At 36.5% G+C, this 26,569-nt stretch carries 20 protein-coding genes and 2 pseudogenes; 14 read left to right on the forward strand and 8 right to left on the reverse strand.

The window, feature by feature from the left end; all coding sequences use genetic code 11:
• Nucleotides 1-23: 23 nt before the first annotated feature.
• Entirely contained in the window at nt 24-1,715 is a 1,692-nt protein-coding gene (locus BOQ62_RS08780; protein WP_129038737.1) for a DUF6909 family protein, read from the reverse strand.
• A gap of 170 nt (nt 1,716-1,885) precedes the next feature.
• Between BOQ62_RS08780 and BOQ62_RS08785 the strand changes: the two genes are divergently transcribed.
• The 9 genes from BOQ62_RS08785 (at nt 1,886) to BOQ62_RS08820 (ending at nt 15,145) form a co-directional block, all read left to right on the forward strand.
• Entirely contained in the window at nt 1,886-3,214 is a 1,329-nt protein-coding gene (locus tag BOQ62_RS08785) for a hypothetical protein (protein ID WP_129038739.1), read from the forward strand.
• Between the two features lie 638 nt (nt 3,215-3,852).
• Complete coding sequence (locus BOQ62_RS08790; RefSeq protein WP_129038740.1) at nt 3,853-6,048, forward strand: glutamine synthetase III; 2,196 nt, start codon at nt 3,853-3,855, stop codon at nt 6,046-6,048.
• A 136-nt stretch (nt 6,049-6,184) separates the two neighbouring features.
• Nucleotides 6,185-6,877 carry a response regulator transcription factor gene (locus BOQ62_RS08795; protein ID WP_129038742.1) on the forward strand — a complete coding sequence of 231 codons (693 nt, stop codon included), beginning with the start codon at nt 6,185-6,187 and terminating at the stop codon, nt 6,875-6,877.
• Nucleotides 6,874-8,226 (forward strand): sensor histidine kinase, encoded by a 1,353-nt coding sequence (locus BOQ62_RS08800; RefSeq protein ID WP_129038744.1) that lies wholly within the window; start codon nt 6,874-6,876, stop codon nt 8,224-8,226. The genes BOQ62_RS08795 and BOQ62_RS08800 overlap by 4 nt, the downstream gene beginning before the upstream one ends.
• Nucleotides 8,227-8,306: 80 nt before the next feature.
• A complete protein-coding gene (locus tag BOQ62_RS08805; protein WP_129038746.1) occupies nt 8,307-9,698 on the forward strand; it encodes a TolC family protein in 1,392 nt (463 codons plus the stop codon).
• A 32-nt stretch (nt 9,699-9,730) separates the two neighbouring features.
• On the forward strand, nt 9,731-13,000 hold the full coding sequence (locus tag BOQ62_RS08810; protein ID WP_129038748.1) for an efflux RND transporter permease subunit: 3,270 nt from the start codon (nt 9,731-9,733) through the stop codon (nt 12,998-13,000).
• A 23-nt stretch (nt 13,001-13,023) separates the two neighbouring features.
• Nucleotides 13,024-14,001: an efflux RND transporter periplasmic adaptor subunit gene (locus BOQ62_RS08815; RefSeq protein WP_228413853.1), complete on the forward strand. Its 978-nt coding sequence runs from the start codon at nt 13,024-13,026 to the stop codon at nt 13,999-14,001.
• Nucleotides 13,998-14,129: a hypothetical protein gene (locus tag BOQ62_RS23865; RefSeq protein ID WP_262708319.1), complete on the forward strand. Its 132-nt coding sequence runs from the start codon at nt 13,998-14,000 to the stop codon at nt 14,127-14,129. Before BOQ62_RS08815 ends, BOQ62_RS23865 begins: the two co-directional genes overlap by 4 nt.
• Nucleotides 14,130-14,434: 305 nt before the next feature.
• Nucleotides 14,435-15,145 carry a C40 family peptidase gene (locus BOQ62_RS08820; protein WP_129038749.1) on the forward strand — a complete coding sequence of 237 codons (711 nt, stop codon included), beginning with the start codon at nt 14,435-14,437 and terminating at the stop codon, nt 15,143-15,145.
• 186 nt (nt 15,146-15,331) lie between these two features.
• Here BOQ62_RS08820 and BOQ62_RS08825 read toward each other — a convergent pair whose 3' ends face one another.
• From BOQ62_RS08825 to BOQ62_RS08850, 6 genes and pseudogenes are all read right to left on the reverse strand, one after another.
• On the reverse strand, nt 15,332-15,913 hold the full coding sequence (locus BOQ62_RS08825; protein ID WP_129038751.1) for a pentapeptide repeat-containing protein: 582 nt from the start codon (nt 15,911-15,913) through the stop codon (nt 15,332-15,334).
• An 88-nt stretch (nt 15,914-16,001) separates the two neighbouring features.
• A complete protein-coding gene (gene rodA, locus BOQ62_RS08830) occupies nt 16,002-17,231 on the reverse strand; it encodes a rod shape-determining protein RodA (protein WP_129038753.1) in 1,230 nt (409 codons plus the stop codon).
• Nucleotides 17,228-19,272, reverse strand: a pseudogene (locus BOQ62_RS08835) (peptidoglycan D,D-transpeptidase FtsI family protein). The gene rodA and the pseudogene BOQ62_RS08835 overlap by 4 nt, the downstream one beginning before the upstream one ends.
• The gene (locus BOQ62_RS08840; RefSeq protein ID WP_002982456.1) at nt 19,269-19,775 is read right to left on the reverse strand and encodes a hypothetical protein; all 507 of its coding nucleotides are present in this window, start codon (nt 19,773-19,775) and stop codon (nt 19,269-19,271) included. Before BOQ62_RS08840 ends, BOQ62_RS08835 begins: the two are co-directional and overlap by 4 nt.
• Complete coding sequence (mreC, locus tag BOQ62_RS08845; RefSeq protein WP_129038755.1) at nt 19,768-20,622, reverse strand: rod shape-determining protein MreC; 855 nt, start codon at nt 20,620-20,622, stop codon at nt 19,768-19,770. The genes BOQ62_RS08840 and mreC overlap by 8 nt, the downstream gene beginning before the upstream one ends.
• 28 nt (nt 20,623-20,650) lie before the next feature.
• A complete protein-coding gene (locus BOQ62_RS08850; RefSeq protein ID WP_002982450.1) occupies nt 20,651-21,676 on the reverse strand; it encodes a rod shape-determining protein in 1,026 nt (341 codons plus the stop codon).
• A 425-nt stretch (nt 21,677-22,101) separates the two neighbouring features.
• Between BOQ62_RS08850 and hemA the strand changes: the two genes are divergently transcribed.
• The 5 genes from hemA (at nt 22,102) to BOQ62_RS08875 (ending at nt 26,321) form a co-directional block, all read left to right on the forward strand.
• Nucleotides 22,102-23,376: a glutamyl-tRNA reductase gene (gene hemA / locus BOQ62_RS08855; protein WP_105700452.1), complete on the forward strand. Its 1,275-nt coding sequence runs from the start codon at nt 22,102-22,104 to the stop codon at nt 23,374-23,376.
• Nucleotides 23,363-24,271 (forward strand): hydroxymethylbilane synthase, encoded by a 909-nt coding sequence (gene hemC, locus BOQ62_RS08860; protein WP_129038757.1) that lies wholly within the window; start codon nt 23,363-23,365, stop codon nt 24,269-24,271. Before hemA ends, hemC begins: the two co-directional genes overlap by 14 nt.
• Nucleotides 24,272-24,305: 34 nt before the next feature.
• Complete coding sequence (locus BOQ62_RS08865) at nt 24,306-24,989, forward strand: uroporphyrinogen-III synthase (protein ID WP_129038759.1); 684 nt, start codon at nt 24,306-24,308, stop codon at nt 24,987-24,989.
• Nucleotides 24,990-25,036: 47 nt separating this feature from the next.
• Nucleotides 25,037-26,068 carry a uroporphyrinogen decarboxylase gene (gene hemE, locus BOQ62_RS08870; protein WP_129038761.1) on the forward strand — a complete coding sequence of 344 codons (1,032 nt, stop codon included), beginning with the start codon at nt 25,037-25,039 and terminating at the stop codon, nt 26,066-26,068.
• A 127-nt stretch (nt 26,069-26,195) separates the two neighbouring features.
• On the forward strand, nt 26,196-26,321 hold the full coding sequence (locus tag BOQ62_RS08875) for a GNAT family acetyltransferase (RefSeq protein WP_105700449.1): 126 nt from the start codon (nt 26,196-26,198) through the stop codon (nt 26,319-26,321).
• 61 nt (nt 26,322-26,382) lie between these two features.
• On the opposite strand, the pseudogene BOQ62_RS22430 reads toward BOQ62_RS08875, so the two are convergent.
• A pseudogene (locus BOQ62_RS22430) lies at nt 26,383-26,569 on the reverse strand (IS4/IS5 family transposase); the annotation flags it as partial.

Here is a 26,569-nt window from a genome sequence, read left to right on the forward strand (position 1 = left end):
GATATTATCATTTTAAATTACCATTATTTTTTAGCAGAAGCTTCTTTCTTACCACTCTTTAAAATCTTTTCCAAAATTCTTAAAGTGATCAGGTATGTTGGCTTTACTCCTGTAAGACCAAGCCCTCCCGAAGACAACGTACTTCCTGTTTCCAGCGGATTATCTGATGCATAATAAGCATACATCACAAAAAGATCCGGTGAAATATGATGTCTGATCTTAGAAGCTACCTGAATGGCTTTCTGGTAATGTGCTCCTTCCATTTCAAGACCAATGGCCTTCCATGAAGTATTCATAAAGTATGATAGAATATCTTTATTCTGAAGAGAGGTTCCTAAAACCGTAATCATTGGCCCTTCAAAAGCTTTCAATTCATCATCTTTGAAATCTTCCAGTTTTAAAGCATTTTCAAAAGGATAATTATCTGCAGTACCTTCAAAGATGTGAGAAGTAGGAATCATAATATCCCCTTTCTCTCCCGTAAGAATACCTGCTTTCCCCATAATGGAAACAGATTTCACATGCATCATGTAAATCTCTCCTGTATGTTCAAAAGGTCTAAGCAGTTCATCCATTACTTCGAAAGCCTGCTCTCCAAATGCATAGTCAAACACCATCACAACATCATCTCCTCCGAACTTGCAGTCTGCAAATGGTGTATTCTTCAGGTCTGTTTTGCTGAGGTCTATGATTTGTACATCGATATTACTTCCGCTCTTGTCTGCAATATGGATCATCCCTTCATCCAAAGCATATTTTGAAACTTTATCACGAAGCTCTTTTTTATTAGAGATCTCTTCGTATAGTTTATAATCCACTTCATGATGCTGTTTCTTTTTAAGGGCATTATTAGCATACAGCATATTTTTCACTGAGTGCATATTGGCAGAAATAATATGTAACGGACGCATGTGGAGATTGTTTTCAAATAAAACATCTTTCACTTTGTTGGCCCATTTTTCACCAAAATAATGATGACCTACCCTTTCTTTTAATATAGAACTGAAATGAATTTCTCTTTCTCTGCTTCCTTTTGCATCATCAAGACTTACTTTTCCTAAATTGTAAATGATTTTGAATAAACGGTCAGGATTATGATCATCACCAAATGTATTGTAAGCTCTTAAAGTTTCATCAAAAGATCTTCCTATTAAAGAAGAAAGATGAATAAGTGCCACCTCTTTTTCTTTTCTGCTGAATTTCTTTTCACCTTTCACTACTTCTTCAATAATTTTGAAAGCACGTGTTGGTTTCCAATTTTCGTCCTGGATGAATGCCAGGTTACGGATTTTATCAGCTTCTATAAACAGGAAAGTAAGGTGGGTAAGAATGTCATAAATTTCGGAACGGCCCAAAAGAACCTCAATATTCATCTGGTGTTCGTCTATTCTATAACAGTTTCTTCTTCTTTTCTTGGGTACAATAGGTTCGAAACTTCCTTTATCAAACCCTTCATCAGATGTAAGATGAATAAAAGCACATTCCTCAATCCCTTCCGGAAGCCTGTCTAAAACATACATCAAACCGTCAAGTTCCAATTTGCTTGGAATATTCATGGTTCCGTAGATTTCCGGATTGATGGTTTTCAACAAACTTCTGATACTCTCTCCTGAAACTCCGCCTGGCTTGAAAAATCCTCTATAAAATAGGTGTCTCATAGAGATGTATAGTCTTTCAATAGCCTCTGTGGTTTCTCTTGCTCTAGAATTTGTCATAAAATAAATTTCACACAAATATACAAAATCTTTACCCATTTTATTTTAACTGTCTTTTAATAAGTAGCTTAAAAACATATTCTTCAGACTGATGAATATTTGTTTTAATACGTCGAGATTTGGCGTCTGCTAAGGCTAAGTTTGTCATAATCATATTAAAACATATACAAATGAGCTATCCAAAAAGATTAGGATTACAGACCCAATATCCTTCTATGAAAATTTCAAATCTTACGCAACAGGAAATATTAACATTAAAAAACAGGGAAGAGGAAGCAGATGTTTTTTTTCTCAATAAAACAGAACTTAATACGGTCAAAACTCTTTTTCAGATTCGTAATGCCAATTATTACAGAAAATATATTAAGCCAATTCAGTTATCTGATTATTCTACAGATATTTTCCCAAAAGAAAGGGTTTTTGTTGTAGGAAAAATATTCCCGGTAATCAATATTCTTTTCAATTATGCAGGAGTAAAAGATGTGGAGCAAAACATCAATCCACTTGTTATAGAAATTGTAGAAGGATCTTCTAAAATAAAATATTTTGATTCTACCATACATCATTCAAAATATATTAATATTGATGGAGGTAAAATTAAAATACTTCTTCCCAAAAATTATGTTGGCAATAATTTTCCTCAATTGATGTATGATTTCCTCACCAACAAAAATTCTGTAGAAAAATATATTGGAGGAGAATTTCCTGATTATGAAACATACAAACTTGCTTTACGAAACAGAGCTATAAAAATAGAAGACTGGAAAGGACAGGATGGTTCATGGCTGACAAAAGACAGGGCAGAAAATAATGACACCTGGAGAAGAGCCTATTCTTATATTATTGAGCACAAAATACCAGGAAGACTTGCTCCTTTCAAACAAATTTATGATTTTTATGAGGGAGTAGACTGGAATATTAAAAATCGTTTCGGGCATGATGTAAAGTGGTGCAAAGGAGCTAAAGGATTAGTAAAAGCATTATCAAACTCACTGGAAGGAGGAAATAGTTTTTTAGCAAATGATGTTGAAACTATTCTAAATGAATTAAATTTAGGTATATGTGATTTTGCAATCACCAAATTTCATGAGCTTATGTATGGCAAGTATGCTAAAACTCCTTTAAAAGGTGACGCAGCTTACATCTGGGATAAAGAATTTATCCAACATGAGCAAGGGGTTGTTGCCCCACCTATTTATGGAAAAACAAGTTCTTCAACTATATCCAGATTTCAGAATATGGCAGACAAAGACCCTCTGGGGGGATGGCATGGAACCGGAGCTCAAGCAATTAGTTGGTTTAACGACATTGTTCCGGCATTTGATGATTTTACTCCTAATGCTAAAGTAACAGATTCACAATTTAGAATAGATTTACCATTATTAATGTTATATTTATACAAACATAAACCAAAATGGTCTGGATTTAAGGGCAAACTAAATTCAGATGGAACAGTGAATAATGAAATTGTAAAAATTATCAAACCTTATGAAAAATAAATTAAGCAGAATTTCTCTTTTTTGGAAAATATGGATTTGTCATATCTTTATATACTTTCCTATTAGAGCTTTATTTTTTTGTTTCAGCTTGATGAAACACCAGACCTTCCCCAAATTATTAAATCAATTTTAATATCTCCTTTTGCAGGAATTTATGGATTATTTGATAAGTTTCCTCTGGTAATTCTCCTTCAAATGCTGGTCATGTTCTTTGTAAACACAGTTATTTCTTCTAAAAAAGTAATACCTTATCTTCTCATAACTTTTGGAACTCATGTTTTATTCTATGTATTTGATATTTATGACATGGATTATTTTAAACCTTTTCTCTATTCATTTTTTATTTTCCTGCCTATCTTTTTATTTATTTTCAGAAAAAATCTTAAAAATTAATTTAAGTTTTGGGTATATTTCATGTACCTAAGGGATAGCCAATATAATATCTTTTGTATAGAAGAAGTTAGAATTTTATTATCGGACATGAGCTTTTTCAAAAGAGATTACACTGTCCCCTATTAAAAAACACCAAACAATTGTTTAAATTATATAAATTTCAACAACACCCCTAAAATTTTTAGGGTTAAAATGTTTTCAATTCATTTTTTTTGTAAATTTGCGCTGTAAAAATCAACCCAATTATGTCAACCTTAAGATTCAAAGCATTAGAAACCCTTCCATTTAAGGATTTCAGAAAAGACAACTCTGTTGAGATCCCTGCGAAATTATCAGAGCTATTCTGCAAAAATGTTTTCTCAGAAGAAACAATGAGAGAATATTTAACAAAAGAAGCATTCAGTTCTATTATGGATGCTATTAAAAAAGGAACTAAAATCCAGAGACATATCGCAGATCAGGTAGCTGTAGCGATGAAAGACTGGGCAATGAGCAAAGGTGTAACGCACTACACGCACTGGTTTCAGCCTTTAACAGGTACTACTGCAGAAAAGCACGATTCTTTCTTCACTCCGATTGAAGGAGGCAGAGCTATCGAAAGATTCAGCGGAAACATGCTTATCCAGCAAGAGCCTGACGCATCGTCTTTCCCGAATGGAGGTATCAGAAATACTTTTGAAGCAAGAGGGTATACAGCTTGGGATCCTACATCTCCGGCATTCATTATGGGAACTACACTATGTATTCCTTCTATCTTTATCTCTTATACAGGAGAAACGCTTGATTATAAAGCACCTCTTTTAAGAGCTTTGAGCGCTGTAGATGAAGCTGCAACCAATGTAATGCAGTATTTTGATAAAAACGTAACGAAGGTAACTCCTACTTTGGGTTGGGAGCAGGAATATTTCCTTGTAGATTCAGCATTATATCAATCACGTCCGGACCTTGTATTAACAGGGAAGACATTATTAGGACATTCTCCGGCAAAAGGGCAGCAGTTGGATGACCACTATTTCGGTTCTATTCCTACCAGAGTAATGAACTTCATGAAAGAGTTGGAAATCGAATGTATGAAATTGGGAATTCCTGCAACAACAAGACATAATGAGGTTGCTCCAAACCAGTTCGAGCTTGCTCCAATGTTTGAAGAAGTGAACGTTGCTGTAGACCACAACTCTTTGTTGATGGACATCATGGCAAGAGTAGCTCACAAGCACCACTTCCACATTCTTTTCCACGAAAAACCATTCGCAGGAGTAAACGGAAGCGGAAAACACAATAACTGGTCTTTAGCAACAGATACTGGTGAAAACCTTTTAAGCCCAGGAAAAAACCCGAAGAAAAACTTACAGTTCTTAACATTCTTTGTTAACACGATTAAAGCGGTTCACGAATATGCAGACCTTTTAAGAGCAAGTATCGCTTCTGCAAGCAATGACCACAGACTTGGTGCCAATGAAGCTCCACCGGCAATTATTTCCGTATTCATCGGAAGCCAGCTTTTCAGTGTTTTAGAAGAACTTGAAAAAGTAACGAACGGAAAATTATCTCCGGAAGAGAAAACAGAATTAAAATTAAATGTAGTTGGAAAAATTCCTGAAATTTTATTAGACAATACTGATAGAAACAGAACTTCTCCATTTGCATTTACAGGAAATAAATTTGAAATCAGAGCGGTAGGTTCTTCTGCAAACTGTGCAGAGTCTATGACGGTAATGAACACTATTGCTGCAAAACAGCTTAATGATTTCAAGAAAGAAGTAGATGCTTTAATTGAAACTGGACTTAAGAAGGACGAAGCGATCTTCAATGTATTGAGAGAATACATCAAGCAGTGTAAAAACATTATGTTTGAAGGAGACGGATATTCTGATGACTGGGCAAAAGAAGCTAAGAAAAGAGGATTGAACAACCTTAAAACTACTCCTGAAGCGTTGAAACAGGAAATGGACAAGAAATTCTTAGATCTATATGAAGAGATGGGAATTTTCAACCATAGAGAAGTTGAAGCAAGAAACGAAATCAAATTAGAGAAATATTCTACTGTTATTGATATTGAATCAAGAGTGTTAGGTGATATCGCAAGAAACCACATCATTCCTTCTGCTTTGAACTATCAGAATAGATTAATTGAAAACGTAAAAGGTCTTAAAGAAATCTTTGGTGATAAAGAATTCAAAGCTTTAGCAAAAGAACAAATGAGTTTAATTACAAGCATTTCTGAAAATGTTTCTAAAATTAAACTTGGTGTTGAAGATCTTCTGAAAGCCAGAGAAATTGCAAAAAATACATCAGACAGCCAAAAACAGGCAGAAAGCTATTGCAACAAAGTAAAACCATTATTTGACCCCATCAGAGAAGCTTCTGATGCATTGGAAATGATGGTTGACGATGAGCTTTGGCCGATGACAAAATACAGAGAAATGTTGTTTACAAAATAACGTCCTGTAAAGTTCCATATTAGTTTAAATTCCCCGTACAACCGGGGAATTTTTTATTTAACCTAAAACACTAATAGACAAAGACTTCTATAACTTCAAATTTGATACAGAATTTAATTCTACTTTTGCTTTCATTATGAAAATCCTGATCATAGAAGACAACAATGAGCTTGCCCAAAGTATGAAATATTACCTTGAAGGTGAAAGCTATATCTGCGAATGTGCCTATCATTACCACGAAGCTCTGGAAAGACTCAGCTTCAATTCGTATGACTGCATTTTACTGGATATTATGCTGCCTGACGGAAACGGATTAAACATTTTAAATTATATTAAAACCGAAAAAATCAACAGCGGAATTCTTATTATTTCCGCTAAAAACGCATTGGACGACAAAATCAACGGACTGGAAAAAGGTGCCGACGATTACATCACAAAACCTTTTCATTTACCGGAGTTACACGCCAGATTAAGAGCTGTATACCGCAGAAAAAAAATGGATGGTTACAGCGAAGTTAAATTCAATGAAATTGCATTAAATACAGACACTTACGAAGTTATCATTCACACAACAAGACTGGAAATTACCCAAAAAGAATTTGAATTGCTGCTTTATTTTCTGGTGAACAAAAACCGTGTATTATCTAAGCAGTCTATTGCCAATCATCTTTGGGGAGATTATACCGATAATTTAGCTAATTTTGACTTTGTTTATCAGCACGTTAAAAACCTTAGAAAAAAGATCGGAGCAGCACGTGGCAACGACTACATTGAAACCATTTACGGATTGGGTTACAAGTTTAATGCTTTAAAATATAGCGGTTCATGAATTTATTGAATAAAATATCTGTCTGGTTTATTGCCATTATACTACTCGTTACCCCCGTAAGCATGTACATTTCATACACCAGCATAAAAAAGCGCCTGGACAATGTTGAAATAGAACGACTTAAGCATGTCAACACCTTCGTTATTAATCAAATAAAACAAGGAGAAGATCCTTCAAAAACATCTCAGGGACTTCCAATTTCCATAAGTTTACAGACTAAAAAAAATATTCCCGCAGAACCGGAAGTTATTCATACCTGCCTGGAGAACAAAGGTGTTTCCAATAATGAATGTAAAATTCAGGTTAATTCCTACACAAAAATTGATGACAAAATTTATAAAATTTCTTCATACGGCTACGTTTCTGCCACACAGCAGATCATGAGCGGAATGCTGGTTGCCCTTTTCTGGAAATTATTACTAATTACACTCATCGTTTTTATTACAGCAAGAATTTTATCTAAATTCATATTAAAACCTTTTCATCACGCCATTAATGAGCTCCAGCAATTCAGCATTCAGAAAAAGGAAAGACTACAGCTTTCAGAGACAAGTACCAAAGAGTTTAAAAAGCTCAATGAATTTCTGAAAACTATGACAGATAAAGCATTGGAAGATTATGCTTCTGTAAAAGAATTTTCCGAAAATGCTTCTCATGAAGTTCAGACTCCCTTAGCCATTATTCAAAGTAAAACAGAACTGCTTGCAGAAACAGAGATCAATGAAAACCAAGCTATTCTGTTAACAGATATTCAAAATTCCATTGATAAATTAAGCAGAATAAACCGCTCATTAATTCTCTTAACCAGACTGAACAACAACGAATTTCCTACCAATGAAGAATTGAAATTCTGCCGTGTGGAAAGAGAAGCTCTATGCATGTACGCCGATCATCTTGCCCTTAAAAACATTACATTAAATAGGAATTGCGAGAAAAGTGTTTTCGTCAAAATCCATCCTACATTAGCAGAAATTTTACTGAGCAATCTCCTTTCAAATGCGATCCGCCATAATCTTGAAGGAGGAAAAATTGAAATCAACTTAACACAAACTTATTTCCAGATCAACAATACCGGGCTTCCTCCCCATGTTCCGACAGAGGAGTTATTCAAACGATTCAAAAAAAGCAACCAGTCTCAGGAAAGTATCGGACTTGGGCTTTCTATTGTGAAACAAATTTGTGAGGTCAATGCCTTTACTGTTCATTATGATTTTACAGAGGGATGGCACAGCATTACCATTTATTTTGACAATACCCACATGCACGAATCTTCCATTTCTGAAAAAATATTGACCGAAAACACAATAGCTTTTGAGCCCGTAGAACAGATGGTAAATTTTGCTAAATAACCTCCGTTTTAATTATTTTTAATAACTTCAAATTTGCTTCAAAATGTATTTTTTACTTTGAAAAAAGAAAAATACGTTAGATGCTTTCAAGAGTTTTTATTCTCGCATTATTATCCGTCTTTTTTACGAACACAACAAAAGCACAGCAGATTCTCACCCTTCAATCTGCGTTGGAAACAGCTGTTCAAAATTACGGATCCATCAAAGCCAAAGAATCTTATCGGCTATCATCGAAGGAATCGATAGAATTGGCAAAACGGCAATACCTGCCTAATCTTAACATCAGTATTCAACAGGATTACGGAACCGTCAACGGACAAAACGGTCCTTTGTATGGTTTCGGAGGATACGGAGTTTCTTCATCCGGACTTCCTCTCCCTGATCAGAACTGGAATGCTTCTTTCGGAGCTTTGTATCTGGCTAATGTCAACTGGGAGTTTTTCTCTTTTGGAAAAGCCAAGCAAAGAGTGAAAGTTGCTGAATTTAAAAACCAGAGAGATACCAAAGACTTATCTGATGAAATCTTTCAGCACAAAGTAAAAGTAACCGCTGCTTATCTGAATGTGCTAGCCGCACAAAAATTAAAAATTTCTTACGCCCAAAATCTGGGAAGAACAGATACGATCAGAAGAATTGTTGAGGTTAAAGAAAGAAACGGCATCGTTCCCGGTGTTGATTTATCTCTTGCAAAAGCAGATTACGCCAATGCAATGATTACTTACACCAAAGCAAAGGACAACGAACAGGAACAGGAAAACAAGCTTGCCCAGCTATTGGGAATTCCTGCTCAGGAATTTGTACTGGACAGCACTTTACTGAAAAGAATTCCGACAGATTTCCCTACAGAAAAGAGTTCTTCTTTGGAAAGCCATCCATTATTGGCCTTATATAAAAGCAGGATTGATGTCAGCGAGCAGGAAAAGCAGTTCCTTAGAACACAATATTATCCATCATTTTCAATGGTAGGTATTATTCAGTCAAGAGGTTCAGGATTTGGAAACAATTATGCCCAAAATCAGAACGATTATTCCTCCTCTTACTGGGACGGAATTCATCCTACAAGAAGCAACTATCTTCTTGGAATTGGTGTTTCATGGAATTTTACACAAACATACAGACTCTCAAAGAAAATTAGTGCTCAGGATTATGTAAGCCAAGGTTTAAAGCATGAATATGATCTTGCAGAGCAACAGTTAAAAGCCCAGTTGGATTTATCTGATAATAAATGGAAAAATGCAATCCTGATTTATGATCAGGTTCCTGTTCAGCTCAAGTCTGCCAATGATGCTTACATCCAAAGATCAGTTTTATACAAAAACGGATTGACAGATCTGGTTGATTTATCTCAAGCTATTTATGCTTTGGTAAGAGCCGAAACCGACAGAGACATTGCCATAAGCAACGTTTGGAATGCTTTATTATTAAAAGCAGCTGCAATGGGCGATTTCTCTGTATTTGAAAACGAACTGTAAGATAAATATCAATTATAATCAATAGTATCTCAATGAACTTAATAAGATTTGCATTAAGAAAACCCATTACGATTTTAGTGATTGTCGCTGGGCTGTTTTTCTTCGGAATCCGGTCTATGAACTCTATTAAAGTCGATATCTTTCCAAAACTGGATTTACCGGTGATCTATGTTTCGCACCCTTTCAGCGGGTATACCCCACAGCAGATGGAAGCATTTTTCGCCAAACAATACATTAATATTTTCCTGTTTGTGAATGGGATTAAAAGTATTGAAACCAAAAATATTCAGGGACTGACATTAATGAAAATTAATTTCTATCCCGGAACCAATATGGCTCAGGCCGCAGCAGAATTAAACTCATTTTCCACCAGAATTCAGGCAGCTTTTCCTCCTGGATCCAACCCTCCTTTTATCATTCGTTTTGATGCTTCTACCCTTCCGGTGGGACAGCTTGTATTAAGCAGTGATAAAAGATCAAACAATGAACTGCTCGATCTAGCCAACGTTTATGTCCGTTCGACATTTACTTCAATTCCGGGGATTGTTTCATCTCCTCCGTTTGGGGGAAATATCCGTACAGTAGTTATCAATGCCAATCCAGATTTGCTCCGGCAGCACAATATGACGCCTGATCAGCTTGTAGAGGCACTGCGTTTGAACAACCAGACTGCACCTTCCGGAAATGTGAGGATTGGAGACAAATATTATATTACTCCCACCAATACGATGATTAAAAACGTAAAAGATTTTGAGAATATTCCTTTATACAAAGGCAGTGTTCAGAATCTTTATTTAAGGGATGTCGCCACTGTGACCGACGGAGCGGATATGACCTCCGGTTATGCACTGGTAAACGGCCGCCGTTCTGTATATCTTAGTATTGCTAAAAGTGCCGATGCTTCCACATGGGATGTTGTTCAGAATTTAAAGAAACAATTACCACAAATTCAGTCTAACCTTCCGGATGACGTGAAAGTCAGCTTTGAATTCGACCAATCTACCTATGTAATCAATTCCGTAAAGAGTTTACTGAGTGAAGGAACTATCGGAGCTGTACTCACCGGATTGATGGTTATTTTATTCCTCGGTGATATCAGAGGAGCTTTGATTGTAATCCTTACCATTCCTACCTCTATTATTTCTGCTGTTTTATTTTTAAATCTTTTCGGCCAGACCATTAATATCATGACATTGAGCGGGCTTGCCCTCGCCATTGGAATTCTCGTGGATGAAAGTACCGTTACCATAGAAAATATTCACCAACATCTCGACATGGGAAAACCCAAATCTCTTGCCGTCTGGGATGCCTGTAAAGAAATTGCCTTTCCGAAACTGTTAATTCTATTCTGTATTCTGGCTGTTTTTGCACCTGCATTTACCATGGAAGGAATTCCGGGATCCCTGTTCCTACCTCTTGCACTGGCCATCGGATTCAGTATGATTGTTTCCTATTTCCTTGCACAGACTTTTGTTCCTGTAATGGCAAACTGGATTATGAAAGTGAAACACCACAAGGCAAAAGACGGTCATATCCTATCAGATTCTGAAGAACTTCAAAGAGCAGGATTAAGCGATGAAAGTGATACATGGAGTCAGAAAGAAATATTGCTGCAAAACGAAGACAGCAACCGCGACGGAAAAGTAAGCTTGTTTGAAAAAATCAGGTTCCGCTATCTAAAATTTTTAGACAGAATAATGCCCTACAGAAAAATCCTGGTTTCTTCCTATATTATACTGATGATGGCCATGGTTGCTTTATTCCTGAACAGTATCGGAAGAGATGTTTTACCACAGGTAAACGGGAATCAATTTCAGGTTAGAACAAGAATTCCTGACGGAACAAGGATTGAAAAGAATGAACTTCAAACCTTAAAGTTATTGGACGGAATCAAAGAAATTGTTGGGAAAGACAATGTTTCAATTACCTCTGCATATGTAGGAACACACCCTACTCTTTTCTCGGTAAGCCCGATTTATCTTTGGATGGCAGGTTCTCACGAAACTGTTTTACAGGTTGGTCTAAATGAAGACTATCACACCAATATGGATGATTTGAAAGACAAGATAAGAGATAAGGCAAAAAGCATTAATCCTGATATGAAATTATCTTTTGAACCTATTGAATTAACGGAAAAAATTCTTAGCCAGGGATCTCCTACTCCCATTGAAGTAAGATTATCCGGAAGAGATAAAAGTGTGAACGAAGCTTATGCTAAAAAAATAGAAGCCGAACTTAAAAAGATTCCCTATTTAAGAGATGTTCAGATAGGTCAGTCTATAAAATACCCTGCGCTTGACATCAATGTTGACCGTATTCGTGCCGCTCAGCTGGGTATTGATATGTCAGACGTTTCGCGTTCATTGGTAGCATCCACTTCATCATCAAGATTTACAGAAAAAAATATCTGGACAGATGAAAAAGCAGGTTACAGCTATAATGTTCAGGTTCAGATTCCTGAAAATAAAATGAACAGCAAAGAAGAAATTGCGGGAATTCCATTGCAGAAAAATGCCAACAGACCGAATCTGGGCGATGTGGCTACCATTAAAAACAGCTTCACGTATGGAGAAACCGATAACCTTGGCGCAATGCCAACCCTTACTGTTACCGCCAATCTTAATCATACCGATTTAGGAACCGCTTCAAAGGATGTTCAAAAAGTAATTGATCATATCGGAGAACTTCCGAGAGGGCTCAATCTCCAATTAATTGGTTTAAGCCAAACCTTAAATGAAACATTAAGCAGCTTACAATACAGTCTGATCATTGCTATTGTTGTCATATTCTTAATGCTTGCTGCCAATTTCCAGTCTTTCAAAGTTTCAGGCGTTGTATTGGTGACTGCACCGGCGGTTTTGGTAGGATCTTTAGCATTATTAATGATCAGTGGATCCACACTTAACCTTCAATCTTACATGGGAATCATCATGTCTGTTGGAGTTTCCATTTCAAACGCTGTCCTGTTGATTACTAATGCGGAACAATTAAGAAAGCATAATGGAAATGCCTTACTTTCTGCCAGAGAAGCCGCAGCGTTGAGGTTAAGACCTATTGTAATGACCGCATTGGCAATGGTTGTAGGTATGATACCTATGGCATTAGGACTTGGAGAAGCCGGAGATCAGGTTTCACCATTGGGAAGAGCGGTAATCGGAGGTTTGATAGCCTCTACATTCGCTGCCCTTTTCATCCTTCCGCTTGCATTTGCATGGGGACAAGGGAAAGCTACTACTCAAAGTGTTTCGCTTGATCCTGAAGATGAAGAAAGCATTCATTTTATTCCTGAAATTGTAAAATAACATTAAGCTATTAAAAATAAAAGATGAACAAATTATATAAATATTTAATTCCGGCAGTATTGATTTTCAGCCTTCAAAGCTGTGGTCATGAGGAAAAGAAGGAAGCTAAAAAGCCTGCTGAATCATCATCTCCGGAAATTGAAACCGTAAATCCTAAACAGGAAGACTTTTCTTCATCCACTGTTATTCCGGGAGAATTACAGCCTTACCAGAAAGTGGATGTTTATGCCAAGGTAAGCAGTTTTGTTAAAAAATTGTACGTGGATGTTGGAAACGAAGTAAAAGCAGGTCAGTTATTAGCCACCTTAGAAGCTCCGGAGATCAATTCTCAGCAAAGCGCTGCCTCATCAGCTTTAAAATCAAAAGAAGCCCTTTATATTGCGAGTAAAGCGAAATATAATCGGCTAAAGGAAACAAGCAAAACCCCCGGAACCATTTCAGCACTTGATCTGGAGCAGGCTTTAGCAGCACAAAAATCTGACCTTGCTCAACTGGAAGCGGCAAAAGCATCCTATCGTGAAGTAGCAGATGTTAAAAACTATTTGCAGATCAGAGCTCCTTTCAGTGGAAATATCGCCATCAGAAATGTAAGCGCAGGTGCTTATGTAGGACCTTCAGGAAAAGGGTCTGATCTTCCGATGTTCAGTCTTGTACAACAAGATAGACTTCGTCTGGTTGTAAATGTTCCGGAATCTTATACCGGATTATTGAATAAAAACGGAGATATTAAATTCTCTATTCAGTCTATTCCTGGTGAAACTTTCACAGCAAAAGTATCAAGATTCGCAGGAGCTTTAGACAACAAATTACGCTCTCAATGGGTAGAAATGGATGTTTATAACAAAGACAAAAGACTTCTTCCAGGAATGGTAGCCAACGTTATTCTTCCTTTAAGCGAAAACAGTAAATCATTGTCTGTCCCTACTTCTGCAGTGCTTAATTCTACTCTTGGAGTATTCGTCATTAAAATTGAAAAAATACGGCTCATTGGGTTCCTGTGACATCAGGGATTGCCAATGGCGAGACTACCACAATTATAGGCCCGGTATCTCCTGGCGATGTGATCGTTAAGAATGCATCAGAAGAAATCCGTGATGGGCAGAATATTAGAATTAAAGTCCCGAAATAGGCTTATAATCACCTATTTATTAACAAAAATTATAAGGTCTTTTTTAGACTTAAAAATTTAAAAAGAGTACTGATTCAGGATAAACTGAAATAAGTTTGTTAAAGAATCTTAATAAAAAAACCGCACACTTACCAAAAATAGGCTGTTGCGGTTTATTTTTCTTTAACATATGTAAATAATATGTTAAAATGTGTTAAAGTAAGAACCTGACAATTATCATAACAGGTCTCTTTTGCTTGGAATCTCTACTTTTGTAATGCTTTTGAAAATAAATATTCCTTTTTAACACGGATAATCAAATATATATGAAGAAAAGAGTTTTGTTTTATTTAGTTGCTTTAGTTACTACAGTATCATTGCAATCGTGTGCTACAAATTATGTGGTTTCAAAACCAGCAACTTACACAAAAGAATACAAAACAGATGCCAAACTAGCTTCTATAGATAACAAAAAAATGGAGCAGGATAAGCAAAAACTTATCGACTCTTTCCTGGCTGAAAAGGCTGCATCTATCGCTAGTGCTAAAAAAGCAATTAAAAATTCTGAGATTGCGAAAGTAATCAAACATAATAAAACCATTGACGGTATCCTTGAAGAAGCTGAAACATACCTTGGGACTCCTTACAGATACGGAGGGACAACCAGAAACGGTATAGATTGTTCAGCTTTTGTTCTTTCTGTATTCGGGGCAGCAGCAGGGCTTAGCTTACCAAGAGTAGCAGCTTCTCAGGCTCAGGAAGGTGAAAGAATTGAAAAAGGAGATCTACAGAAAGGAGACTTAATCTTCTTTTCTCATGGAAGAAGAATTTCTCACGTAGGTATTGTAGAAAGTGTTACTGAAGAGGGAGAGATTAAATTTATCCACGCAGCAACATCAAAAGGAGTAATGATTTCTTCACTGAATGATTCTTATTGGGGGCCTAAATTCAGATTCGCAAAAAGAGTGATCAACGAAGAAGGAGAAGCTTACAATAACTTAGCAGCCGCTACTGTTCCTACACCCGCAAATTTTTAATTTTATAAATAATTGATTTAAATAATGAAGCCATCAGAATTCTGATGGCTTTTTTATGTGTACTATTTAAATTAAGTTTCGGCTGAAGCCAATGGGAAATATATTTAAAGAAAAAGCGGGTTAAAACCCGCTCCTATTGATTCAATATCTGTATTTTTATACATGATCATTAAATAGCCGGAGAGATCAGCTGTTTTTATCAATGTCAATATCCAGTTTATACAAGAGTCCATAGATTTCGGAAAGTGAAAATCTGGCCTTTTTAAGCTTATTTAAAGCCGGATCTATTGAATAATTAACCGAAGTTCGGAAATCTGCCTTTTCGAGGTTTGTACTATCGAAAACAGTGCCCGACAGATCACAGTTGCTAAAGACTGCATTTGATAAATCACATTCAGCAAAGTCTACTTCAATTAATTTAGAATTCTTGAAAACTGTTTTCTTAATGGAGGTCTTATAAAAAACTGAATTATTTAAAGCACTTCCTTCAAACTTGAACGAAAGGCCGAATGGATTACAGTCATTAAACTGAAGTCCAAACATTTTGCATTCTTTGAAAATTACATCATGAAACGCCGTCTTTACAAGCTTTGCCATGCTGAGGTTGCATTCGATGAATTCGCAGTCTGTAAAGATGAAACCAGATAGATTTGCATATTCGAAATTACAGTTTCTGAAGATACAGTTTTCGTACTCACACTTTTCAAAAGGATATTGCGTGAAATCTTTGTTCTCAAAGTTTTCGTCTGAGAAATAGGATTGTTTCATAAAAATTATATTGATGAAATTGATTTTTTCTTGCGTGGATTTTGCAAATTGGTCAAGCCTCCATCATCCAGCTTCTAACCCTCCTCTTTTACACTAAGCTATTCTTATCTGAATAATTAAGTTTAAAGAAAATAAAAGTCATCATCGAGAAGGCCAATAAAGAACTTCCTCCATAACTGAAATACGGAAGCGGAATCCCAACGGTCGGGAAAAGCCCCATAACCATCCCTAAATTGATCGAAAAGTGCATCAGCAGAATCGACGCAAAGCAATATCCGAATACGCGGTTAAAAGTAGATTTCTGCTGTTCTGCCAGATAATATATTCTTCCGATATAAATCATGTAGCACAGGATAAGAACTGCACTTCCTACAAAGCCCCATTCTTCTCCTACGGTACAAAAGATATAGTCGGTTTCCTGCTCCGGCACGAATTTCCCTTGGGTAACTGATCCCTCGCGGTACCCTTTCCCCCAGACTCCTCCGGATCCGATAGCTGTTTTGGAATATAACAAGTTGTAACCCGAAGTATCTCTGAATGCTTTTTCACCTTTATAAAGAACCTCAATTCTTTCTCTCTGGTGTTTAGGCAATTTTTCTAAAATATAAGGAGACCCGAAAGCCAGTCCGCACAACAACAAAATAGATCCTGAAATTCCTGAAATTGTAATCACATCCCAGGACATTCTATGATAGTTCATAGCAATCAAAACTCCGGCAATGATTAAAACAGCTACTGCCACATAAACAGGAGGAATTGCCAACGAAACAAGAAAAACTCCGGCAAAAATAAAACCAACAGTAAATAAAAGACCACTAAGCCCTTCTCTATATAACGCAATGAAGAATGCAATAAATACAAGCATGGAACCTACATCCGGAATGGCAAGAACCACTGCTGCCGGAATACCAATAATGGCTAAAGTCGTCCATAGAGACTTTTTATTTTTAAGATTAAAATCTGGCCCGGAAACATAATTCGCCAGCATCAATGCTGTACCAATCTTTGCAAACTCCACAGGCTGCATGGTAAAACTTCCAAATTTATACCAGTTCTTTTGCCCAAGGATTTCTTTACCAAACGGGAAAAGTCCTATCAACAGCAAAACACCGCCAATATAAATGATACCCGCCATATTCTCAAAAAACTTACTTCTACTAAAGAAGATGATAAGTCCAACGAATAAAGAGATACAGAAAAAGATTAACTGTTTCTCACCTAACTTCTGGTCAACACTGTAGATATTTGCAATCGCAAAAATGCAAAGCAGGAAGTACAGCCCAAGGCCCAGTTTATCTATTCCTTCTGTCCATTTCATTGCTTTACAGGTTTTTTAGCAGTATTATTTTTTTTAGTTTCCTCTTCTATCTTCTTTTGCAGTTTCGCTTTTTGCTGCTTTACCAGCTCCAGACTATCCTTTATTCTTTTTTGTTTAATTGAATCAGGTTTAGGATCAATATATAATCCTTTGCGTTTTAAATCTGCAATCCATTGTCTTTTGTATTCAGGCATGAAACTCGAAGTGATCATTTTTTGTAAAGATTTTCTCTTTTCAAATCACCTGTAATATATTTTTCAGCAATTACTGTACAAGCCGGCCCTGCCCATGTAGCTCCGAATCCGGCATGCTCCATTACAGCAACGACAACAATTTTTGGTTTATCAGCGGGAGCAATTAATACAAAGATAGAGTTATCCTTCCCTTGTGGAACCTGTGCTGTACCTGTTTTCGCTAATTGTGTAAAATCATTGGATTTCAAACCTCTTGCTGTTCCTCTCAAAACCACGGCTTCCATCCCTTTCAGAACTGGTTCGAAATGTTTTGGATCGACCAAAGTCTTATGTTTAACTTTAAATCTAGGATCAGGATTGGGTTTTCCGTCAATCGCTTTTACAATGTGAGGGGTGTAGTACCATCCTCTGTTAGCAATAGCCCCTACATAATTCGCCAATTGAATAGGCGTTACCAAAACATCTCCCTGCCCCATCCCATTGTAAATAGCACCGGTGGACATTTCATCCCAGTTTTTAAAATCAGTTCTTTGAGAACCACTGGCTTTCATGATGGCTTTAAATCTTTTTTCGTAAAAATCTCCTGAAGGGATTCTTCCTTTCGCCCCTACAGCAAAGTCATTATTCAGAAATTCCCCTACACCAAAGCTGCTCATGATCTTCTTCCATTCATCAACACCTTTTGAAGGATTTCCCGGATATTTTTTGATAATAGCTATAAATGCATAGGTGAAAAAACAGTTACTGGAAACCTGAATGGAAGGAATAAGCGGATCTGCTCCACCATGGCCTTTAATTCTTTTCCCTTTATAGAAAAATCCACCTCCACAAGGAAAAATAGTCTTTTCATCCATTACTCCCATCTGCATTGCTGCCAGGGCTGTTAATAGTTTAAAAGTTGATCCCGGGGGATATCCTGCCTGTAAAGAACGGTCAAAAGTAGGTTTATTCTCGTAAAGAGTATCTTTTGAAAGAGCGTATAAGTTTTTTGATTTATAAGGTCCGGTAAAAAGGTTCGGATCAATGTCCGGTCCTGTTGCTGCAACTAATACTTCTCCATTATTAGGATCTAAGGCAACAATAGCACCATGTTTATTGATCATCATTTCCTCTGCCGTTCTCTGAAGATCATAATCAATGGTTAAGGTAATATCTTTACCTGTAATCACATCCTTATCCAAAGATCCGTTTTTGTAGGAACCAATATTTCGGAGTCTGATATCTTTTTGAATGTATTTCACTCCTTTTATTCCACGAAGTTCTTTTTCATAGGACTTTTCAACTCCGGTTTTCCCGATAAAATCTCCCGGTAAGTAGTACGTAGAGTCTTTTTTAATTTCACGCTCATTTACTTCGCTGGTATACCCAAGAAGGTTACCTGAAGTGGAAACTTCATATTGACGTTGAGGTCTTTGTACAATATTAAAAGCGGGGTATTTAAAAATAATTTCCTGAACTCTTGCAATGTCTTCTCTGCTCAGATCCTTCAAGAATGTCATGGGAGTAAGTTTAGAATAATACTTCTCCTTTTTAATAACCTCAATTCTTTTGATAAAATCAGCCTTGGTGATCTTCATCAAATTACAGAATCCCAGCGTATCAAAATCAGGGCGCATCAAAGCCTGTGTAAAAGAAACTTCATATGCAGGCTGGTTTCCTACCATGATTTTACCGTTGCGGTCAAATATCACTCCACGCTGCGGAATAATGTATTCTGTTTTGATGGAGGTATTGGCAGCATTTAAGGCGTAGCGGTCTGTAAACAATTGCAAATAAGCAAGCCTCGCCACAAAAATAAGGGCGATGGTAACGAGGATGGAAAAAATTTTAAAATAACGTGTGTTCAAACTTTTTGTTTGATTTTAAATATTAATGCGTAGATGACTATAAAGATAAATGAAATTACACTTGTTACCAACACATTAAATAATATTTCAAAAAACCTGCTAAACTTAAAGAATTCGATATACTGTACTAAAAGCTGATGCAGGAAAATACTTGAAAATAAAAACAGCAAAAACTGCGCCCATTGAAGGGACTGAAAAGAGAAAAAGTCTGTAGACGTATCTGTGGAAGTCCTGAAGATCAACGTTCTGAAATAAGCAATCAACGTTGTGGCAAATGCATTGATCCCCCACGAATAGAGGAAACCATCAATAGAAAGTCCTATTAGAAAACTCAATGCCAGAAACTGAAATTTATTTCTAAAAAATGGATAGAACATGACAAATACAGGATATAATACCGGAGTATATTTCCCGAAAAGCGTAATCCTGTTCAAAACAAATATCTGTAATGCCACAAGAAAAATCATGATCAATATATCGGTAAATAAAGTCCTGCTAATCATTTTCTTTTTTTATTACAGCCTGCATAGTGTCCTGAATCTTCTGCACTTCTGCTTTCTTAAGATTCTTCACTACATACACTTTATTCAACGCTCCCATTTTTTCACTCAGCTCTACGGAAATATCCCAGAAGCCGGTTTTATTATCTACAGAATATCCGGCAATAGTACCAATGGTAACACCTTTAGGAAAGATGGCGGATTTACCGTCAGTAACAACCGAATCTCCTACTTTCAGTGCGACATATTTTGGAATGTCTGCAAGATGCATCACTCTGGAGTTATCTCCATTCCATGTTAAAGTACCAAAATATCCTGAGTTTTTGAGTGCTGCATTAATTCTGATCTTGTTTACACTTAAGACTGACTGAACTAATGCATAACTGTCTGTAGAATTGATTACAATTCCCGCAATACCTCTTGGCGCCATTACCCCCATTTGAGGAAAAACTCCGTCTCTACGCCCACGGTTGATTGTAAAATAGTTATTTCTTCTATTGATACTGTTGAAAACAATTTCTCCATCAACAAAAGTATAGATCTGCCCTCCACCAATGGTATCATGAACTCTTTTGAAAACAGGATTTTTTGCTCCGTCTTTTCCGTAGAGTTCAGTCATAAGGGCTTTATTCTGAACTACAAGATCTTCGTTGATCTGTTTTAGCTTCAGATAAGAAACTCCTTCATCAATATATCCGGAAACCCAGGAATTAAAAGCAGCCGTCTGCCCCGCTATCCAGGATTTCTGCATGGCATTTCTGGAGAATATCAAAACCAGAGCAATAATTTGCAGGAATATAAAGAAGACGAAAAGAGTATTCTTCGAAAATAATCTCAGCAAAAATCCCATTCAGATATAAAGTCGTAAAAAGTTAAAATTATTTAATTAAGAAATTGAACTTATCCATATTCTTAAGAGCAATACCTGTCCCACGAACTACAGCTCTCAACGGATCTTCAGCCACAAATACAGGAAGACCTGTTTTTTTGTGAATTCTGTCCGCAAGACCTCTTAATAACGCTCCTCCTCCGGCAAGATAAATACCTGTTTTATAAATATCCGCTGCCAATTCCGGTGGTGTAAGAGATAATGTTTCCATTACGGCATCCTCAATTCTGATAATCGATTTGTCTAATGCTCGTGCGATCTCTTTGTATCCAACCATAATTTCTTTAGGCTTCCCTGTAATAAGGTCTCTACCTTGTACCGGGATATCCTCGATATCTACATCAAGATCTTCTACTGCAGAACCTACTTCAATTTTGATTCTTTCAGCTGTTCTTTCTCCGATATAAAGATTATGGTGAGTTCTTAAGTAATAAGCAATATCATTGGTAAATACGTCTCCGGCAATCTTCACAGATTTATCACATACGATACCTCCTAAAGCAACTACAGCAATTTCCGTAGTACCACCACCTATGTCGATGATCATATTTCCTTCAGGCTTCTGTACGTCTATCCCTACCCCAATTGCAGCAGCCATTGGTTCGTAGATCAATCTTACTTCTTTTGCATTTACTTTCTGAGCAGAGTCTCTTACCGCTCTTTTTTCAACTTCAGTAATACCAGAAGGGATACAGATTACAATTCGTAATGCCGGTTGAATGAATTTACCTTTGATTCCAGGAATTTTCTTGATGAATTCCTTAATCATGTGCTCAGAAGCGTGGAAATCAGCAATAACCCCATCTTTCAAAGGACGGATTGTCTTGATATCCTCGTGAGTTTTACCCTGCATATGCTTGGCCTGCTCTCCGACGGCAATCGGCTTACCCGATGAACGTTCAATTGCAACAATTGAAGGTTGATCAATAACAATTTTATTATTATGGATGATTAGGGTATTAGCAGTTCCAAGGTCTATCGCAATTTCTTGCGTAAACATATCAAATAAACTCATATTTTTCTTCTGATTTTAAGTTTACAAAGATATAAATTTAACACTACTAAAGAAATTTCCCACCAACTTAATTTGGTTAAAATTTTATTAAAATTTATAATTCTTTATTAACTTTTGGTTTAGACATTTACAGAGTTTGATTTCAACTAAAATTAATGGGGCATCAAAAGGGCTAAAAAGCGGAGTTTCAAAAGGCTAAAAAGGCTAAAAAAAGTTGAGAAATTCAAGCTTAAAAAGTAGGGATAAGCACAAAATCAAACTCGCAAAATATTTCGAATTGAATTTAAAAAGTAATTTATTTTACCATTTTACATTTTGAATTTCGGCCATACGTCTTTGCTTCCCTCTTATAGTTTTTTACGATAATTATCATATACAGTATCTGAGAATGGTTAATTAAAAAAAGCGTAAATTTGCGACTGCTTATGTTACAGTATTCCAACATCCATCAAACGTCGAATTTTGCCGTGCTTTCCATAAGCTACGAGAAAGCCGATGTAGAAACGAGAGGAAAGTTTGCATTCTTTGATGAAAACATTAAAAACTTTGTATCCAGAGTCCATAACGAAGACCTGGGTGATGCATTTGTAGTTTCTACCTGTAACAGGACCGAAATTTATACCACTTCTCCCAATTATCTTTTAGTGGCTGAAGAGTATTGTAAAACCATTGGAGTACATCTTACGGATTTCCTTCAGTTTGCCAATATCTTAACTAAAGAGGAGGCTCTTATCCATCTTTTCAGAGTAGCGGCTGGTCTTGAAAGTCAGATTATCGGAGATTTTGAAATTATCGGTCAGATCAAAAAAGCATACAGCCGTTTCAAAAAAGAGAGACAAAATTCTAATCCATATCTGGAAAGAGCCATCAATGCAGCGATCCAGATTTCGAAAAGAATAAAAAATGAAACCGGTATTTCCAATGGAGCAGCTTCTGTTTCTTATGCGGCGGTTCATTATATTTTAAACAGCCAGAAAAGAATTGCTGAGAAAAACATTCTTCTTTTGGGGGTAGGTGAGATTGGACAGAATACTGTTGAAAATCTGGTAAAACACGTCTATCAGCCAAAAATCAAAATTGCCAACAGAACTCAGGAGAAAGCTGAAAAGATTTCCCAGAAATATAATATTCCTCATGTTGATTATTCTGATTTTGACAAGGAATTAAAAAACACAGATATTCTTATTGTGGCAACAGGAGCCAAACATCCTATTGTCAACCAGTCCCATTTCCCGAACGGAAAAGAAACTCTGATTATCGACCTTTCCATCCCGCACAATGTTGAAAAAAATGTTACCGAAAATGAAAATGTAACATTGATTGATGTGGATGAGCTTTCAAAACAGATCCAGGAAACGATTCAACAGCGTGAAAGAGAAATTCCAAAAGCTGAAAAAATCATCAAGGAACTGATGAAAGAATTTATTGAATGGGAGAAAAAGAGAAAACTGGCACCCAATATTCATCATTTCAAAGCAGTTTTAAAGAATATGGAACGCAATGAAATGCATAATTTTTATAGAAAGAATAAATACATAAACATCACGGACATGGAACTTTCTGACAAAATGATCCAGAAAATCACCAACCGTTTTGCAAAATATATCATTGACAACCCTTTAAAAGCCGAAGAAATTAGTAAATTAATGCACGAAATATTAGTTGAACAACCAAACAACGAATTCAATGAAAAGCATTAGAATCGGAACGAGAAATTCCGCACTTGCACTTTGGCAGGCTAGAGAGGTTGCGAGGCACCTTCAGAACAAAAATTATTTAACGGAAATTGTTCCTATCGTTTCTTCTGGCGATAAGAACCTTAATCAGCCACTCTATTCTCTGGGAATTACTGGGGTTTTCACAAGAGACCTTGATATTGCCCTACTGAATGATGAGATTGATATTGCCGTACATTCTTTAAAAGATGTTCCTACTCAATTGCCTCAAAATATTGAGATGATCGCTTACCTGGAAAGAGATTATCCACAGGACATTCTGATCAGAAAAGAATCTGCAAGGAATAAAGAATTCCATGAGCTCAAACTTGCTACCAGCAGTTTGAGAAGAAGAGCTTTCTGGCTGAGAAATTATCCGAATACCGATTTTTCGGATATCCGTGGAAATATTCAGACAAGGCTTCAAAAACTGGAAGACGGAGATTTTGATGCCACCATTTTATCTTTGGCGGGAATCAAAAGAATGAAAATGGAAATTGATTATGAAATGCTTCCATTAATGATTTGCGCACCATCTCAAGGGGTAATTTCCGTAGCCGGACATACCGACAAACCGGAGATCAATGAGATTGTAAGCCAGATTAACCACAAGCAGACTCAGATCTGTGTAGAAATTGAGAGAAACTTCCTGAGCACTTTAGAAGGAGGTTGTACAGCACCTATCGGAGCTTTTGCTGAAATCATCGGAGATCAGATCCGTTTTAAAGCAGCACTTTGCTCTCTGGACGGGAAAAACTGTATTGCTGTGGATGAAAGCTTTGAATATACCCCAAGTGAGAATTTCGGAGAAAAGTTTGCCAAAGTTGTTCTTGAAAATGGAGGGAAAGAATTAATGGCAGAAATCAAAAGTCAGATTTAAAAAACTTCCATCATCCAGCTTCAAACTTCAAAACATGAAAATCTTATTTACCAAAAATATAGACCAGACGATTATATCCAAAGAATTAGGAGAGGATATTTTGGTTGACTGTGTGGAGGTAATTAAGACCAAACCTATTATGATCAGCCCTTTTGATCTGAAAAATTATTCTTTGATCTTCACCAGTTCGAATGGAGTTATTTCATTTTTCAAAAACAGGTTTAAGCCCAATGAAAATTTTACGGCCAAAAATTACAACAAGATCTATTGCGTAGGTGAAAAAACGAAGAGAGAACTGAGAAAGCATGGCTTCGGAACTTTTAAAGTACTGAAAAATGCAGAAACCCTTTCCAGATTTATTATCGGAAAATGCCAGCACGAACAGTTTCTTCATTTCTGTGGTAATCTCGCCATCAATGTCCTGGATAAGGAGCTTCCTTTACAAAACATTAAGTACAAAAAAGTTACGATATATAACACTGAGGAAACTCATCCTATAATAAATGAAAAATATCATGCTGCAGTATTTTTTAGTCCGAGCGGAGTTCGTAGTTTTGCAAGGCGAAATTCTCTGGCAGGTATGAAGCTTTTTTCAATTGGCGAAACTACTTCCGGAGAGTTGAGAAATTATACTCAGGAAGACATTTTTACTTCTGAAGAAAATACGCTGACTTCTATCTTTGAACTGATCAGAAGGGAGATCAGAAGTAGAATTTAGAATATCTGTTACCAGAATATTACTGGTAATATTAGTTTAAATAGATTATGATTAAAAACGACCTATATTTAAAAGCACTTCGCGGAGAAACCGTTGAAAGACCTCCTGTCTGGATGATGAGGCAGGCTGGAAGATATCTGCCGGAATTCATTGCTTTAAGAGATCAGTATGATTTCTTTACAAGATGTCAGACCCCTGAGCTTGCTGCTGAGATTACCATGCAGCCTATCCGCAGATTTCCTTTGGATGCAGCGATTCTGTTTTCTGATATCCTGGTAGTTCCACAGGCCATGGGAATTGATTTCAAAATGAAAGAATCTGTTGGACCTTGGTTAGACACCCCTATCAGAACAATGGAACAGGTTCAGAATATTGAAACTCCGGATGTGAATGATACTTTAGGCTACGTTTTTGATGCTATTGAGCTTACACTTCAGAAACTGGACAATGATATTCCATTGATCGGTTTTGCCGGTTCTCCATGGACTATTCTTTGCTACTGTGTAGAAGGAAAAGGAAGTAAAGCTTTTGATATTGCAAAATCTTTCTGTTTCCAACAGCCTGAAGCAGCACATTTATTATTACAAAAAATTACTGATACTACTATAGCTTATTTAAAGAGAAAAGTAGAAAAAGGAGTTTCTGCAGTACAGGTTTTCGATTCTTGGGGAGGAATGCTTTCTCCTACAGATTATCAGGAATTCTCATGGCAGTACATCAATCAGATTGTAGAGGCATTAAGCCCGCTCACTCATGTTGTAGTATTCGGAAAAGGATGCTGGTTTGCACTGGAAGATATGACGATGTCTAAAGCTTCTGCTTTGGGTGTAGACTGGACGATTAAACCTGAATTCGCAAGAACTTTAACGAACCATACGATGACTCTGCAAGGTAACTTTGATCCTGCAAGACTTCATTCAACACCTGAGACGATCAAGAAAATGGTGAATGAGATGATCAACCGTTTCGGAAAAGACAGATATATTGCTAATTTAGGTCACGGAATTCTACCTAACGTTCCTGTTGAAAATGCTGAGGCATTCATCAGAGCAGTCGTTGACTGGAAACCTAATTTATAAGATAATTTCTCTTAAAAAATATACAAGCCTTGTTATCAAATAACAGGGCTTTTTTATGATCATTAATTTTTCTGTAGCTTTTTATTTATTTCTTTATATTTGATTACAAACACTTTAAATCATTATTATGAAAAAACTAAACAAAGAAAAATTGAAAACCATCGTAGCAGGAGGAGAAATCTGCCTGGAATGCGCTATCGGATATTATCAGGTTATTATTGATGGCCGATGCTATTGTGTTCCCATGGATTAATAAAAAAAGCAGCTATTAAGCTAGTCATGGTCGGAAGAAATTTCCGACCATTTTTTATGTTTTAAGTTTTGAAGACTTTTGCAGGATCACCCCCCGCAAATATTATTAAAATTGCGGTAATCATATCCCGAAGTTCCATAGCGATGCGTCTTTTAGCTGTTTTATATCCTAAATTGTTTACTTTTTTGTAAATCAAGAGCAGCATAGAAGCAATCATTGTCATGTAGAGCATTACTTCAATTCCGTTT

This window comes from Chryseobacterium sp. CH21, from assembly GCF_004119445.1.
GTDB lineage: Bacteria > Bacteroidota > Bacteroidia > Flavobacteriales > Weeksellaceae > Chryseobacterium.

Bases quoted from the DNA above. Each gene is read 5' to 3' on its own strand.
- rodA (WP_129038753.1), bottom strand. From the start codon at position 17,231: ATGAAATGGACAGAAGGAATAGATAAACTGGGCCTTGGGCTGTACTTC.
- BOQ62_RS08805 (WP_129038746.1), top strand. From the start codon at position 8,307: ATGCTTTCAAGAGTTTTTATTCTCGCATTATTATCCGTCTTTTTTACG.
- hemA (WP_105700452.1), top strand. From the start codon at position 22,102: ATGTTACAGTATTCCAACATCCATCAAACGTCGAATTTTGCCGTGCTT.
- BOQ62_RS08850 (WP_002982450.1), bottom strand. From the start codon at position 21,676: ATGAGTTTATTTGATATGTTTACGCAAGAAATTGCGATAGACCTTGGA.
- BOQ62_RS08780 (WP_129038737.1), bottom strand. From the start codon at position 1,715: ATGACAAATTCTAGAGCAAGAGAAACCACAGAGGCTATTGAAAGACTA.
- BOQ62_RS08875 (WP_105700449.1), top strand. From the start codon at position 26,196: ATGAAAAAACTAAACAAAGAAAAATTGAAAACCATCGTAGCAGGAGGA.
- BOQ62_RS08865 (WP_129038759.1), top strand. From the start codon at position 24,306: ATGAAAATCTTATTTACCAAAAATATAGACCAGACGATTATATCCAAA.
- BOQ62_RS08795 (WP_129038742.1), top strand. From the start codon at position 6,185: ATGAAAATCCTGATCATAGAAGACAACAATGAGCTTGCCCAAAGTATG.
- BOQ62_RS08820 (WP_129038749.1), top strand. From the start codon at position 14,435: ATGAAGAAAAGAGTTTTGTTTTATTTAGTTGCTTTAGTTACTACAGTA.
- hemE (WP_129038761.1), top strand. From the start codon at position 25,037: ATGATTAAAAACGACCTATATTTAAAAGCACTTCGCGGAGAAACCGTT.
- hemC (WP_129038757.1), top strand. From the start codon at position 23,363: ATGAAAAGCATTAGAATCGGAACGAGAAATTCCGCACTTGCACTTTGG.
- mreC (WP_129038755.1), bottom strand. From the start codon at position 20,622: ATGGGATTTTTGCTGAGATTATTTTCGAAGAATACTCTTTTCGTCTTC.
- BOQ62_RS08840 (WP_002982456.1), bottom strand. From the start codon at position 19,775: ATGATTAGCAGGACTTTATTTACCGATATATTGATCATGATTTTTCTT.
- BOQ62_RS08790 (WP_129038740.1), top strand. From the start codon at position 3,853: ATGTCAACCTTAAGATTCAAAGCATTAGAAACCCTTCCATTTAAGGAT.
- BOQ62_RS08825 (WP_129038751.1), bottom strand. From the start codon at position 15,913: ATGAAACAATCCTATTTCTCAGACGAAAACTTTGAGAACAAAGATTTC.
- BOQ62_RS08800 (WP_129038744.1), top strand. From the start codon at position 6,874: ATGAATTTATTGAATAAAATATCTGTCTGGTTTATTGCCATTATACTA.
- BOQ62_RS08810 (WP_129038748.1), top strand. From the start codon at position 9,731: ATGAACTTAATAAGATTTGCATTAAGAAAACCCATTACGATTTTAGTG.
- BOQ62_RS08785 (WP_129038739.1), top strand. From the start codon at position 1,886: ATGAGCTATCCAAAAAGATTAGGATTACAGACCCAATATCCTTCTATG.
- BOQ62_RS08815 (WP_228413853.1), top strand. From the start codon at position 13,024: ATGAACAAATTATATAAATATTTAATTCCGGCAGTATTGATTTTCAGC.